The sequence below is a fragment of the Aureibaculum marinum genome, from assembly GCF_003813905.1.
GTDB lineage: Bacteria > Bacteroidota > Bacteroidia > Flavobacteriales > Flavobacteriaceae > Aureibaculum > Aureibaculum marinum.
The window spans coordinates 74,842-89,829 of sequence record NZ_RPFJ01000030.1 but is presented as its reverse complement, the minus strand read 5'-3'; the positions used below and the strand labels follow the sequence as shown (position 1 = coordinate 89,829).

At 29.9% G+C, this 14,988-nt stretch carries 16 protein-coding genes; 13 read left to right on the top strand and 3 right to left on the bottom strand.

The annotated features are described in order from the left end of the window. Positions 1 to 64 precede the first annotated feature (64 nt). From porW to EGM88_RS12905, 13 genes are all read left to right on the top strand, one after another. Positions 65 to 2,299: a type IX secretion system periplasmic lipoprotein PorW/SprE gene (gene porW, locus EGM88_RS12970; RefSeq protein WP_449374877.1), complete on the top strand. Its 2,235-nt coding sequence runs from the start codon at positions 65 to 67 to the stop codon at positions 2,297 to 2,299. Positions 2,300 to 2,392: 93 nt separating this feature from the next. Then, entirely contained in the window at positions 2,393 to 2,800 is a 408-nt protein-coding gene (locus tag EGM88_RS12965) for a bactofilin family protein (RefSeq protein WP_123898856.1), read from the top strand. Continuing rightward, complete coding sequence (locus EGM88_RS12960) at positions 2,760 to 2,999, top strand: AtpZ/AtpI family protein (RefSeq protein WP_123898855.1); 240 nt, start codon at positions 2,760 to 2,762, stop codon at positions 2,997 to 2,999. Before EGM88_RS12965 ends, EGM88_RS12960 begins: the two co-directional genes overlap by 41 nt. A gap of 1,173 nt (positions 3,000 to 4,172) precedes the next feature. Then, a complete protein-coding gene (gene atpB / locus EGM88_RS12950) occupies positions 4,173 to 5,252 on the top strand; it encodes a F0F1 ATP synthase subunit A (RefSeq protein ID WP_123898853.1) in 1,080 nt (359 codons plus the stop codon). Positions 5,253 to 5,272: 20 nt separating this feature from the next. Then, the gene (atpE, locus tag EGM88_RS12945; RefSeq protein WP_123898852.1) at positions 5,273 to 5,479 is read left to right on the top strand and encodes an ATP synthase F0 subunit C; all 207 of its coding nucleotides are present in this window, start codon (positions 5,273 to 5,275) and stop codon (positions 5,477 to 5,479) included. A gap of 149 nt (positions 5,480 to 5,628) precedes the next feature. Beyond that, a complete protein-coding gene (locus EGM88_RS12940) occupies positions 5,629 to 6,123 on the top strand; it encodes a F0F1 ATP synthase subunit B (RefSeq protein WP_123898851.1) in 495 nt (164 codons plus the stop codon). Positions 6,124 to 6,125: 2 nt separating this feature from the next. Further along, positions 6,126 to 6,680 (top strand): ATP synthase F1 subunit delta, encoded by a 555-nt coding sequence (gene atpH, locus EGM88_RS12935; protein WP_123898850.1) that lies wholly within the window; start codon positions 6,126 to 6,128, stop codon positions 6,678 to 6,680. Between the two features lie 100 nt (positions 6,681 to 6,780). Beyond that, a complete protein-coding gene (gene atpA / locus EGM88_RS12930; RefSeq protein WP_123898849.1) occupies positions 6,781 to 8,355 on the top strand; it encodes a F0F1 ATP synthase subunit alpha in 1,575 nt (524 codons plus the stop codon). 67 nt (positions 8,356 to 8,422) lie between these two features. Further along, positions 8,423 to 9,283, top strand: coding sequence for an ATP synthase F1 subunit gamma (gene atpG / locus EGM88_RS12925; RefSeq protein ID WP_123898848.1), 861 nt, complete (start codon positions 8,423 to 8,425; stop codon positions 9,281 to 9,283). A 90-nt stretch (positions 9,284 to 9,373) separates the two neighbouring features. After that, a complete protein-coding gene (locus tag EGM88_RS12920) occupies positions 9,374 to 10,318 on the top strand; it encodes a 2-hydroxyacid dehydrogenase (RefSeq protein ID WP_123898847.1) in 945 nt (314 codons plus the stop codon). 24 nt (positions 10,319 to 10,342) lie between these two features. Continuing rightward, positions 10,343 to 10,798 (top strand): DUF1801 domain-containing protein, encoded by a 456-nt coding sequence (locus tag EGM88_RS12915; protein WP_123898846.1) that lies wholly within the window; start codon positions 10,343 to 10,345, stop codon positions 10,796 to 10,798. Between the two features lie 4 nt (positions 10,799 to 10,802). Beyond that, a complete protein-coding gene (locus EGM88_RS12910; protein WP_123898845.1) occupies positions 10,803 to 11,189 on the top strand; it encodes a VOC family protein in 387 nt (128 codons plus the stop codon). 26 nt (positions 11,190 to 11,215) lie between these two features. After that, complete coding sequence (locus tag EGM88_RS12905; protein WP_123898844.1) at positions 11,216 to 11,980, top strand: sulfite exporter TauE/SafE family protein; 765 nt, start codon at positions 11,216 to 11,218, stop codon at positions 11,978 to 11,980. Positions 11,981 to 11,986: 6 nt separating this feature from the next. Here EGM88_RS12905 and EGM88_RS12900 read toward each other — a convergent pair whose 3' ends face one another. The 3 genes from EGM88_RS12900 to xylE form a co-directional block, all read right to left on the bottom strand. Next, the gene (locus EGM88_RS12900; protein WP_123898843.1) at positions 11,987 to 12,676 is read right to left on the bottom strand and encodes a zinc-dependent peptidase; all 690 of its coding nucleotides are present in this window, start codon (positions 12,674 to 12,676) and stop codon (positions 11,987 to 11,989) included. Between the two features lie 210 nt (positions 12,677 to 12,886). Further along, complete coding sequence (locus EGM88_RS12895) at positions 12,887 to 13,303, bottom strand: CBS domain-containing protein (RefSeq protein ID WP_123898842.1); 417 nt, start codon at positions 13,301 to 13,303, stop codon at positions 12,887 to 12,889. Positions 13,304 to 13,561: 258 nt separating this feature from the next. Then, positions 13,562 to 14,983, bottom strand: a complete 1,422-nt coding sequence (xylE, locus tag EGM88_RS12890; protein ID WP_123898841.1) for a D-xylose transporter XylE — start codon at positions 14,981 to 14,983, stop codon at positions 13,562 to 13,564. Positions 14,984 to 14,988 lie beyond the last annotated feature (5 nt).

Sequence of the window (14,988 nt, the reverse complement as noted above, 5' to 3'; positions counted from 1 at the left end):
TTTTCTAATATAGTACACAATAATTCATTTATTTTTTAGTTACACTACTAGACAAATTCGAATTTTGATTAAAAAGTTTTTCCTCTGGCTTTTCTTAAGTGCGTTTTTTGTATTATTTTTTAGTTGCTCTACTAAAAAAAATACAATAATAAGTAGAAATATGCACGCACTCGCTACCAAGTATAATGTGCTATACAATGGTCAGGTTGCTTTTGACCAAGCTAAACTTCAATTAGACGATAATTATAAAGATAATTTCTGGGAACTTTTACCTATTGAACCACTAAAAATTGAGGAAGACGATAAACAAATTTTATTAAACCCTTCCGCTCCTCCTTCCGAAAAAAATGATGAGGGCACTAGTACAGCTACAGGTTTTGATCGTGCTGAAGAAAAAGCTGTAAAAGCCATTCAAAAACACGGTATGGATATCAACGGAAAAGAACGCAACCGTCAAATTGATGATGCTTACTTACTGCTAGGAAAGTCTAGATATTATTCTCAACGTTTTGTTCCTGCTCTTGAAGCCTTTAATTTTATACTAGGAAACTACACCGAACATGAATTAAGAGACGAAACCCGTGTTTGGCAAGCAAAAACTTTAGTTCGCTTACAAAACGAAGAACTTGCTATTGAAACGTTACAATATTTATTAAAAAACTTAAACTTACCTTTAGAACTTGTTGAAGATGGGCATACAGCTATGGCAATGGCGTATAAAGCTCTTGACAGCTCTCAATTAGTATTAAAACATTTAGACAGTGCTGTACTCTTTTCAATTGACCCTAAACAAAAAGCTAGAAACCTATTTATTTTAGGACAACTTTATAGAAATGAGCAAAAAATTGATTCTTCAAATTTATATTTCGAAAGACTAATAAATTTTAAAAAAGCACCTTTACGATATAAAATTCATGCCCAAATAGATAGAGCTAAAAATTATACTAAAAAAGATTCTACACCATTACTATTAGCTCGGTTAAAAAAAACAATTAAAGACAGAGACAATAGACCCTTTTTAGATGAATTATATTATCATAAAGGACGTATAGAATACCTGAATGATAGTGTAAAAATTGCTTTAAATGATTTTGAAAAATCTTTAAGAGTACAAAATGCTAAGGAATATCAAAAAGAATTAACTTATGAAGCCATAGGTAACATTTATTTTGATAAAGCTAAATTTGAATTGGCTGGAGCTTATTACGACAGTATTATAGCGATTACAAAAAATAAAAACGAAAAACGAATTAGACGCCTTGTCAGAAAACGTGAAAGTTTAGATGAAGTTATTGCTTATGAACATATAGCAAATACCAATGATAGTATTTTAAAAATTGCATCATTATCAAAAACAGAACAAGAAGCTTATTTCCAACAACATATAGATAGTCTCAAAAAAATTGATGAGTTAGCAAAAATTAGACTAGAAAATTCTTTAACAAATACTACCGGGTTTGGAAACTTATCTGATGACACTTCAAAAAGCAGTTCAAAAGGTGGTAAATTTTACTTTTACAATAATAATGTAGCTGGATTTGGACAACAAGAATTTAAAAGAACTTGGGGCAATAGAGCTTTAGAAGACAACTGGCGTATTTCTGCAAAAAAATCAACTATTAGAGAAAACAAACAAACGGATATTGCTATTGCGGAAGATAATTTTGATACAACAAAAAAATATGATTTAGATTACTATATAAGTAGAATTCCCACTAAAAAAAGTGAACTAGATAGTATTAATACTGTTCGTAATGATGCTTATTATAAATTAGGTGTCCTTTATAAGGATCAATTCAAAGAGTACCCTTTGGCTGCTGAACGCTTAGAAAAATTATTAACTTATAACCCTGCAGAAAAATTAATTCTTCCCATAAATTATCATTTATATAAAATTTATGCTAATTTTGATGAGGAGAAAAGCAATAAATATAAAAATATTGTCGTTACTAATTATCCGAACTCTAGGTATACTAGTATTATTCTAAACCCAGATAAAGTAGCAGCTTCAAAGGATGCAAATTCACCAGAAGCTATTTATAATGATGTGTATTGTGATTATGATTTTCAACATTACACAAGAGCGTATCAAAAAACTGAAAAGGCTATAGAGCAGTTTAAAGACGAACCTATTGTTCCTAAATTTGAGTTATTAAAAGCTCATATTTTAATGAAAACAAAAGGTACAGAAGCCTTTAAAGAAGCCTTAAGTTTTGTTGCTCTAAGTTATCCAAATACTGAAGAAGGAAAACGTGCTGTAGAAATTTTAGAAAATTTTGATAACGACTCAGTAAATTAAAAAAGTATAAGCTAATAATAAGAAAAGAAAAATTTATTGCTCCCCTACAAGTAATAAACTATTAAACAAAGTATTAACTTAAAAAGATTAATTATGTTTTCTGAAAAAAAAACAAACCCAGGACAAGTATTAGAAAGAAATATTATTGGAAAAAACTCTTCTTTTGTAGGTGATATAAAATCAGAAGGTGATTTTAGAATAGATGGTAAAGTAGAAGGTAATATTAAAACTTCTGGTAGGGTTGTAATTGGCAAAGAAGGTATGGTTGACGGTACTATTGACTGTAGTAATGCTGATATTGAAGGTAAATTTTCTGGAAACTTAAATGTTGACGAATTACTATCATTAAAGTCAACAGCTACTATCAATGGAGAGGTTGTTTTAGGCAAATTATCAGTTGAACCTGGTGCTAATTTTAATGCTTCATGTAATATGAAAGGAAATATTAAAGCACTCAAAAATGAGCAACAACAAAATAGAAAAGCAGAGAAAACAGCTTAATTCTTATGCTCGATATTCAGGTATAGCCATACAAATGATGGCTATTATCGGAATTGGCACTTTTGCAGGTGTAAAATTAGACGAACTTTATCCGAACAATTACAATATCTATACAATTGTATTATCTTTGGCGTTTGTTTTAATTTCAATTTATATTGTAATTAAACGAATACTATCAGCCTCTAAAGATGACAATTAAATGAATACAATTTTTAAGAAAAGACAAAGCTCTTTTTTAATTACACTAGTATCTTTTGCATTAATACTTTTTGCAATTCATAGTTACATAGCACATTACTTTGTTAATGTTACCTTTTTCTTTCCAATTTGGCAAATTTATGCATTCCATTGTTTTGTAACATTTATAGTATATTCAATTATAAACTACAAGCACTCTCAAGGCAAATCAGAGATTTTTAATATTTTTTTGGTGAGTACATTATTAAAAATGATTATTGCATTATTATTTTTATTACCACTACTACTTTCAGATATTGAAAACAAAAAACCAGATGTGTTCAACTTTTTTATCCCTTATTTTTGTTTTTTAGCTTTTGAAGTCTATTGTATTACAAGTTTATTGAAAGAAAAATAATTGTATTATTTTTTTATTAAAAAAGTAAGGATTTTCTTTTCTCAAAGTAGTATTAATTTGATATAATCTTTCTTCTAAATTTCTTGTTCTAAATTGTTGTAATAATATAAAATCAAGAAAGTCTTAAACCTGTTAATTATTGAAGATTACAAACTAATTATAAATAATTACAAATTAATCTTAGAGAATGCCAATATCGATTTTAAATTGATATAGCTACTAATTGTGATGATGCATTTCATAAAATTAACACTACATGTAATAAAAAAATTGAAATTATTTTCTTAGAGCTTCACTCTCCAACCTCTAAAGACGATCAAATTTTATTTAGATTAGGATTTAGGTATAAAAATTAGACCTGTTACTTCTCCATCCCAAAGAATTATAAACATTACCTTAAATAACAACTACCACACCTATATCATTCTTAAAATTATAAAACCTATGGCTTTGATTCTAAAAAGCGAAGCCATCCTATTGAGATTATAGCAGAAATAAAAAAATTTATCATAAAGTTGTTAGATGAGTTAAAAGAAAATATTTCGGTATCCTTTTACATGCTTAAAAAAAACCACTGACAAATTTTATGTATTAGAATATGAAGAAATTACTTCAAAGAACAACCATAAAAACTTATAAAAAACCCCAAATTTTGATAACGAATTTCACCAAGAGATTAATGTGCAAATAAATCATTAAAATAATATTTGTCATTTAATTAAATGTCCTTACATTTGCACCGAATTTGAAGAGACACCTTTTTTAATTTAATACGTAATGCAAATCAACACTTTAAGAATATTTTTATTAGCTTTATTATGTTCTGTTTCTTTTGATGCATTCGCTTCGAATGAAGAGGATAGCAGCGGCGAAAAATTCGACCCTAAGGCAATGATTATGCATCACGTAAAAGATGCTCATGGTTTTCATCTTTGGGATTGGAACGGACATCCTGTTTCAATATCTCTTCCAATTATTTTATGGACCGATAATGGATTAACAACCTTTATGTCTTCAGAATTTCATCACGATTTCGAAGGCAAGCATATTGTAGAAAAAGACGGTCAAAAATTTGTCAATTACCACGAGAAAATATACCAATTAAAAGAAGGAGAAACAACTATTGCCTTTGATGAAGAACATCATCCAATAAACGCCACTCAACCTTTGAATTTCTCTATTACCAAAAACGTTTTTATGATGTGGGTGTCTGTTGTGGTATTGTTACTTATTTTTGTAAGTACCTCAAGACGCTATAAAAAATCAGAAAACTATGTACCTAAAGGAATTGCAAAATTCACTGAACCTCTAATTGTTTTTGTTAGAGACGAAATTGCAAAACCCATGATAGGAGAAAAAAAATATAAAAGATTTATGCCGTTTTTATTAACTGTATTTTTCTTTATTTGGATTAATAATATATTTGGATTAATCCCAATTATAAATGGAGCAAATGTTAGTGGAAATATCGCATTCACTTTAACCTTAGCTGTATTTACATTTTTAATTACCTTATTTAGTGGTAATAAAAATTATTGGAAACATATTTTTTGGATGCCAGGAGTAGCTGTGCCAATGAAAATATTTTTAATGCCAATTGAAATTGTAGGTATGTTTGTAAAACCAATCTCTTTAATGATTCGTTTGTTTGCAAACATTACAGCAGGACACATTATTATATTATCATTAATGTCCTTAATATTTATTTTTGAATCTATTGCTGTAGCACCAGTTTCAGTAGGATTCTCTTTATTTATATCAATAATAGAAATTGTAGTAACTGCAATTCAAGCATATATATTTACTGTGTTGTCTGCCTTATATTTTGGAATGGCAACCGAAGAAGATCATCATTAATTAATTTAAATTTTATAACTATGACAATTACAGGAATCGCGGCATTAGGAGCTGGAATGGCAGTAATCGGAGCTGGAATAGGAATTGGACGTATTGGAGAGTCAGCAATGGATGCTATGGCTCGTCAACCAGAAATCCAAGGAAAAATTCAAACTTCGGCACTTATTTTAGCAGCCTTCGTTGAAGCCGTAGCACTATTTGGTGTTGTTGCTTCATTGATCGTTTAATTATGATTTAGAAATACAGGAGTAACGGTTGGTTACTTCTGTATTTTTTATAATAATTTAATACCAAGCCTTAAAGCAGAAAAAAAGGTAGTTGTAATTTTAAATTAAGGTAATAATAATTTTTACCCAATAACAAAAAAATATAAGAAATGGATTTAATTACACCAGGATTAGGACTGGTCTTTTGGACCGTAATTACATTTTTGTTTTTACTTTTTATTTTAACAAAATTTGCATGGAAACCTATTTTAGGTGCCGTTAACGAAAGAGAAGACTCTATTAAAAATGCACTTTTGGAAGCTGATAAAGCCCGCCAAGAAATGGAAGATTTAAAATCTGACAATCAAAAGATTTTAAAAGAAGCTCGTGCAGAAAGAGATGCCATGCTAAAAGAAGCTCACGATATTAAAGAAAAAATAATATCTGAAGCTAAAGAACAAGCCAAAGAACAAGCAAATAAATTGGTAGAACAAGCTAAAGCTACTATTGAAAACGAAAAATTAAATGCAATTACCGATTTAAAAAATCAAGTAGCAGCATTATCTATTGATATCGCTGAAAAAGTAGTTAAAGAACAACTTTCTAATAGAGAAAAACAAGACAAATTAGTAGAAAGTATGTTAAATGAAGTAAATTTAAATTAATAATGAAACACTCTAGAGCTGCCCTAAGATATGCCAAAGCAGTTTTAAGTCTATCTTTAGATTTAAACACTGCCGATAAGGTAAATGAGGACATGAAGTCCATCTCTACTACCATTGCTGGAAGTAAAGAGTTGGAAATAATGTTGAGTAGCCCAGTGATAAAAACAAAAGTTAAAAAATCTGCTTTATTAGCCGTATTTAAAAATTTAAATAACACTACAATAGGTCTAATAGATCAATTGATAGAAAATAAAAGATTACCACTTTTAGCTAATATTGCTAAACAATATGGCATTATATACAACTATCATATAGGTACGCAAGTAGCTAAGGTTACAACTGCTATACCATTAACAGAAGCTTTAGAAAAAAAGGTACTGGCTAAAGTTAAGGAAATGATAGGTAAAACAGTAGATTTAGAAAAAATTGTGGACCCATCAATTATTGGCGGATTTATTTTACGTGTTGGTGACAAACAATTTGACGCTAGTATTTCTGGAAAAATAAAAAATTTACGTAGAGAATTTGAAGCGAATCATTACGTAAAGAAAATTTAATATACTCTCTAACTTTATTGAAGAGTATACTATAAAAAGAGGATAAAGTAATTAACAAATGCTGAAATGAATTCAGCATAATTAATTAAAAATTAATTAAATGGCAACAATTAATCCCGCTGAAGTATCAGCAATTTTAAAACAACAATTATCAGGTTTTGATGGTAAAGCTACCTTAGACGAAGTCGGAACTGTATTACAAATAGGTGATGGTATTGCACGTGTTTATGGCTTAGCCAACGTACAATACGGTGAATTAGTAGAATTTGAAGGCGGATTGGAAGGTATGGTACTTAACCTTGAAGAAGATAATGTTGGTGTTGTTTTATTAGGTGACTCAACCAAGATTAAAGAAGGTGCTACAGTTAAACGTACTGAAAGAATTTCTTCTCTAAGAGTTGGTGAAGGTATAGTAGGTAGAGTTGTTAATACTTTAGGCGAGCCTATTGATGGTAAAGGTCCTATTACTGGAAAAACTTATGAAATGCCTTTAGAGCGTAAAGCTCCAGGTGTAATTTATCGTGAGCCTGTTACCGAACCGTTGCAAACAGGTATAAAAGCTATTGATGCTATGATTCCTGTTGGTAGAGGACAACGTGAACTTATTATTGGTGACCGTCAAACAGGTAAATCAACTGTTGCTATAGATACTATTCTAAATCAAAAAGAATTTTATGATGCGGGTAACCCTGTTTACTGTATCTATGTTGCCATAGGCCAAAAAGGTTCTAATGTAGCTGCTATTGCTAATATGTTAGAAGAGCGTGGTGCATTAGCCTATACTACTATTGTAGCTGCAAATGCTTCTGATCCTGCTCCAATGCAGGTTTATGCTCCAATGGCTGGTGCAGCAATTGGAGAATATTTTAGAGATACTGGTCGCCCTGCATTAATTGTCTATGATGATTTATCGAAACAAGCTGTTGCCTACCGTGAGATTTCTTTATTATTAAGAAGACCTCCAGGACGTGAAGCTTACCCTGGTGACGTATTTTATCTACACTCAAGATTATTAGAACGCTCTGCTAAGATTATTAGTGATGATACTATTGCTAAACAAATGAATGACGTTCCTGAATCTATAAAAGATTTAGTAAAAGGTGGAGGTTCATTAACAGCATTACCTATTATTGAAACACAAGCAGGTGACGTATCAGCATATATTCCAACAAATGTAATTTCTATTACAGACGGACAAATATTCTTAGAATCTGATTTGTTTAACTCTGGTGTTAGACCAGCAATTAACGTAGGTATATCTGTATCTCGTGTAGGTGGAAATGCACAAATTAAATCAATGAAAAAAGTAGCTGGTACCTTAAAATTAGATCAAGCTCAATATCGTGAATTAGAAGCTTTTGCCAAATTTGGTTCAGATTTAGATGCTGCTACAATGAATGTAATTGAAAAAGGTAAACGTAATGTTGAAATTTTAAAACAAGCTCAAAATGACCCGTTTACTGTTGAAGATCAAATTGCAATCATTTATGCTGGATCAAAAAATTTACTAAAAAATGTTCCAGTAGAAAAAGTAAAAGAGTTTGAAAAAGAATTTCTATCCTTTCTAAACACTAAACATAGAGATACTCTTGATACTTTAAAATCAGGAAAATTAACTGATGAAGCTATTGCTGTAATTGAAAATGTAGCTAAAGAATTATCTGAGAAATATTAGTAACTAGACTTGGGTATTTAGATACGAGGTTTAAATTTTAGATCTAAATATTTTATATTAGAGAAAAATGGCAAATTTAAAAGAAATACGAAACAGAATTACATCTATTGGTTCAACCATGCAGATTACTAGTGCTATGAAAATGGTATCTGCTGCAAAGTTGAAAAAAGCTCAAGATGCAATTACTGCGATGCGTCCATATTCTAATAAATTAACAGAATTACTTCAAAGTCTAAGTGCTACATTAGAAGGTGATGTAAATAGTGTTTATGCTGAAAAAAGAGAAGTTAACAACGTTCTTTTAGTAGTTATTACTTCTAACAGAGGCCTTTGTGGTGCTTTTAATTCATCTGTAATAAAAAAGGCTCTTGATATTATAAACATTTCTTACTCCGATAAAAACGTAGACATTGTAACAATTGGCAAAAAAGCCAATGACGCATTTTCAAAAAAACACAACGTTATTGCCAACGACAGTGATTTATTTGATGATTTAACTTTTGAAAATACTGCAAAAATTGCAGAGTTTTTAATGAAGAAATATGCTGATAGTTCTTATGATAGAATTGAATTGGTATATAATAGATTTAAAAATGCAGCGACTCAAATTGAGACTAACGAGCAATTTTTACCAATTGTGGCTGAAACTAATGAAGAAAATTCGAATTTAGATTACATTTTTGAACCTTCAAAGTTAGAAATTGTAGAGGGTTTAATTCCCAAATCGTTAAAAATGCAATTGTATAAAGCAGTTAGAGATTCTTTTGCTTCTGAACATGGTGCTCGTATGACCGCAATGCACAAAGCAACTGATAATGCTACAGAACTACGTGATGAGTTATTATTAACCTACAATAAAGCTCGTCAAGCAGCTATTACTAACGAAATTTTAGAAATTGTAGGTGGTGCCGAAGCTCTTAACAATTAAGAATAAATTGCTACAACCAAAGCAATCTAATAAATAACCTATACAAACACCCATAGATTTAATATCTTTGGGTGTTTTTTATTGATATATATGGCACAAAAAATATTATTTCTAGATAGCAACCATCCTCTTCTAAAAAAAGGATTAGAAAACTTAGGATTTATTTGCGATGAAGATTTTACCTCGTCAAAAGAAAAAATTGAACAGATACTAAATGATTACCAAGGTTTAGTAATAAGAAGTAGATTTACAATAGACAAAAATTTTATAGACAGCTCAAAAAATCTAAAGTTTATAGCACGAGTTGGTGCTGGTTTAGAAAATATTGACACCGCTTATGCCACCTTAAAAAATATAAAACTAATTGCTGCACCTGAAGGAAATAGAAATGCAGTTGGTGAGCATGCTTTAGGTATGCTACTTTCTCTTTTTAACAATCTAAATATAGCAGATAAACAAGTAAGAAAAGGTCAATGGCTTCGAGAAGAAAATCGTGGACTAGAACTTGACGGAAAAACTGTTGGAATTATTGGATATGGAAATATGGGAAAATCTTTTGCAAAAAAACTACAAGGTTTTGATGTTGAAATACTTTGTTATGATATAAAACCTAATGTTGGTGATAAAAACTGCAAACAAGTACCTTTAACAGAACTTCAGACCAAAGCTGATATTGTTAGTTTACATACTCCACAAACACCATTCACCTTAAACATGATAAACACAAATTTTATTAATGCCTTTCAAAAACCCTTTTGGTTTATTAATACAGCTCGTGGAAAAAGTGTTGTTACTAATGATTTGGTAAATGCATTAAAATCTGGAAAAGTGTTAGGTGCAGGTTTAGATGTATTGGAATATGAAAAATCTTCTTTTGAAAACTTATTTACAGCGAAAAACATCCCTGATGCCTTTAACTATTTAATAAATGCCAATAACGTAATACTATCACCCCATGTAGCTGGTTGGACCGTAGAAAGTCATCAAAAACTGGCACAAACTATTGTTGATAAGGTTAAGGAATTTTTTTCTTAACTTGTTGAAAAATTAAACGTTTATATGCAATATAACACCACTTCTGTTGATGAATATATAAATCAGCTCCCTGAAGATCGAAAAGAAGCTATTAAAACACTGCGTAACGTTTTAATAAATAATTTACCCCATGGGTTTGAAGAAGGTATAAGTTATGGGATGATAGGTTATTTTGTTCCTTTATCTAAATATCCAAAAGGCTATCATTGCAATCCAAAACTACCACTACCCTTTTTAAATTTAGCATCCCAAAAAAATTCTATCAATTTATATCATAGTGGCATTTATGCAAAAAAAGAATTAGCAGATTGGTTTATTAAGGAATATCCTAAGCATTGTAACCGAAAATTAGATATTGGAAAAAGTTGTATTCGCTTTAAAAATATAGATGCCATACCTTTTAAATTAATTGGAGAACTAGCAAAAAAAATAACAGTAAATCAGTGGATTGATATCTATGAAAATAATTTAAGAAAATAATCTTATGAAAAAAAGAGTCAAAGGAATTGGTGGTATATTTTTTAAAAGTCAAGATCCGAACGCTACAAAAAATTGGTACAAAAAACATTTAGGTTTTAATACAGATGATTATGGCTGTACTTTTTGGTGGAAAGATGAAGCAGGTAATAAATGCTCAACACAATGGAGCCCTTTTAAAAAAGACACAACATATTTTGAACCTTCGCAAAACAATTTTATGCTTAATTATAGAGTAGAAAATTTAGTTGAACTCTTAGATGAATTAAAAAATGAAGGGGTCACTGTAATTGATAAAATAGAAGAATATGACTATGGAAAATTTGGTTGGATTCTAGATTTAGATGGAAACAAAATAGAACTTTGGGAGCCCAATGATTCAGCATTTTTATAAACTAATTTAATCAATTAAGCATAAAAGTGATTTTTATTGAAGTTTTAAATGCTTTCAATTTATCTAATCTACAATGGGTTTCTATATTTATAGCAATACTGTTATTAGGACTTTCAAAATCTGGAATAAAAGGCATTGGTATTCTTAATGTTGTAATATTAGCATTTGTTTTTGGAGAAAAATCGTCAACAGGAGTGCTACTCCCTATGTTAATTATTGCCGATATTTTTGCTGTAATTTATTACCATAGGCATGTACAATGGAAATATATATTAAAATTAATACCTTGGATGGTGGTAGGTGTTTTAATAGGTGTTTGGGTAGGAAATGATATTTCTGAAGTGCTTTTTAAACGACTGATGGCTCTAATTATTATTACATCAGTATTAATTTTATTATATACCGAAAAAAGAAAATTAAGCAAAATTCCAACCCATAAGGCGTTTTCTAGCTCTGCAGGATTTTTAGCAGGATTTGCAACGATGATTGGCAACTTAGCAGGTCCAATTTCAAATATTTATTTCTTAGCGATTAAATTACCTAAAAATGAATTTATAGGAACCGCTGCTTGGTTGTTTTTTATCATTAATATATTTAAACTCCCTTTTCATATTTTTATATGGAAAACAATAACAAAAGAAACCTTATTACTTAACTCTATACTTATACCAGGTATAATTGTCGGCTTCTTTATAGGAGTACTTATTGTTAAAAAAATATCTAACCTAAATTATAGAAAATTTATTTTAATAGTAACTTCTATTGGAGCTTTAATAATGCTGTTTAGATAAATAACATTAAGCTGAAGGCTTAGACATCATTTTTAAAGTGTCTAAATTCATCATTCTTTTTACCATTTTGTAAACTTCTGGTAATTTTTGATTAAACTCATGTGGAGTTTCAAAAAAGTGCTCAACTACAACAGATAAAAATTCAAATTGATTGCTAAAACCATACTCTCTTAAATAGCCTGATTCAACAATTTTTCGTTGTAATTTCTTATCTTTCAATCGCTCTAAAAGAGCTGAAAAATGATCTAAAAACACAACTGAAGTAAAGCTTTTTTCTTTTAAAAAGCTAAAGTGCAATGCATGCGTTAACTCATGCAACCCTAAATTTAAATTATTATCTTCAATTTCTATACCATTCATAAAATCATCCCAAGAAAAAACAATAGTTCCTAATCTCGGGTTGGTTTCTCCTTGATGACGTTTATTAGTTACTTTAGAACGGTAATTTTTAGGGTAAATAACAATATTTTCAAACTGAGAAAATAAATATCTTCTCATTCCAAAAGTTAACATTACAGCAGTAGATGCAATTAATAGTTCCATTTTTTTGGTAACTACTACTCCATCTCTACCTATAAAATTATGGGAATCTATAAACCTTAAAACTCTATGTTCAAAGTAACGCTTATCAATAATGGACAAATTATTATAAAAACTGAAATTTTCAGCAATAATCGCCCTTTGTGCTCCATACATGAATTTAGGGAACAACACGAAACGGGTCAAATTAGTTGACCCAAATACAAGGCTTACAAGTTCTATCAAAATAGTTGTTTTTAAATAGCAATTTATTTTTAAGTGACCACGTAAAGATAGGTCATTTTTTTAAATATTTCTTTCTTTTTCTATGCTATAATACAACTATTTTTTTCAAAAACAGCATTATGAACGTATTATATATAGTTTTTAGCATATTTCAATTAAATATTTTAGCAAATCGGTTGTAGTTACAATTCCCACTAAACTCTCACCATTTACTACCGGAAGAGCATGAAACTCATGCTTTGTTAGTATTAAAGCTACATCTTTAATTGTGGTTTCTGATGATACTTTTATAGGGTTATTAGCCATTATTTGGCCTACTGAAAGCATACTGTATAAAGAATCATCAACAAACTGATTGTCATCATAGGCATCAGCAAAACTAATTCTAGATAAATCAGTCAAACTTAATATACCTACAATTTTATCATTTTCTACAACTGGAACATGTCTTATTTTATACTTTCTAAACAACTTTTCAGCTGTAGGTAATTTTGCATCTTTTTTAATTGATATAACATTTTTAGTCATTATTTTAGAAACTGGCTCCTTGCTTTTCATGATATTACTCTTTAAAATTATGTTAGCTAAATTTCTAAAAAAAAGAACTAACTTAATATGATAAATATCAGTTCTGTATCAAATTTAACGGTTCAACGAGTAGTTTTATAGGTTATATTACATATTCAAACCTTCTAGTTATAATATTCATAAATAAACCTCTATATTCAAAAAATATAGAGGTTTATTTATGAATTGAGAAACAATACGTTGTCAATACGAATAAAAAAGTATTACTTCTATTGTATTAATTTAATATTAGTTCTTTTTCTTCCAAAGAACTTCCATCTCTTCAAGCGTTTTACCTTTAGTTTCTGGTACAAATTTCCATACTAAAAACATAGCTAAAAGTCCCATAAATCCGTATACCCAATAAGAAAATCCATGATTAAAGTTTTCTAATAAATAACTGTTTTTATCCATCATTGGAAAAGTCCATGAAACCAGATAATTAGAAATCCATTGGGCTGCTACGGCTACAGCCATAGCTTTACCTCTAATTTTGTTAGGAAAAATCTCAGAAAGCAAAACCCAAACAACGGGTCCCCAACTCATTGCAAAACTTGCAACATACACCAACATACATACTAAAGCAAAAAGGCCAACAGACTCACTAAAAAATGCAGTACCTAGAGCAAACATAGACATTGACATCCCTAAAGCACCAATAATCATCAATGGTTTTCTACCAAATTTATCAACGGTCATAATTGCCAGTACTGTAAATAATAAATTTACAGCCCCAACAATAATTGTTTGTAACAATGCAGCATCAGTACCTGACCCCATTGATTTAAATATTTCTGGAGCATAATATAAGACAACATTAATACCCACAAATTGTTGAAATATAGATAGTAAAACACCGATTACAATAATGCCAACTCCAAAAGAAAATAATTTTCCTGAATGACTTACAATTGTACTTTTTATACTAACTAATATTTTTTCAGCTTCTTCTATTCCATTAACTTTAGTTAATACTTCTAATGCCTTTTTATCGTTATTTCTTAATACCAATGACCTTGGAGTATCTGGAACAAAAAATAGCATTAATAGAAATAAGCTAGCGGGAATTGTTTCTGAAGCAAACATCCAACGCCATCCAATTGTATTCAACCAACTTTCATCACCTTGTTTTGCAATATAATAGTTCACAAAATATACCACCAACATACCAAAAATAATGGCAAATTGATTCATAGACACCAACTTTCCTCTACTCTTAGCTGGAGCTATTTCAGCAATGTAAAGTGGAGATAACATAGAAGCTAATCCTACACCAATACCTCCAAGAATTCTATATATCACAAAAATGTAGATAAAAGTGTGATCTCCTTCACCAATAGGTTTTATAAACATTTCAGGCATAGAAGAGCCAAGAGCCGATAGTAAAAACAACACCGCAGCCAAGATTAACCCTTTTTTACGGCCAAAATTTTTACTGACAACACCTCCAATAAGACCTCCAATAATACAACCAATTAAAGCACTTGAAACTACCATTCCCAATCGAGAATTAGTAGCTGCCTCTCCCAATCCAAAAGGTTTTACAAAAAAACTATCTAATGAACTTACAGTACCTGAAATTACAGCAGTGTCATAACCAAACAGTAACCCACCTAAGGTGGCTACCAATGTTAATTTAATTAAATAGCCTGTGTTTGAGTATTTTTGCATGGTCA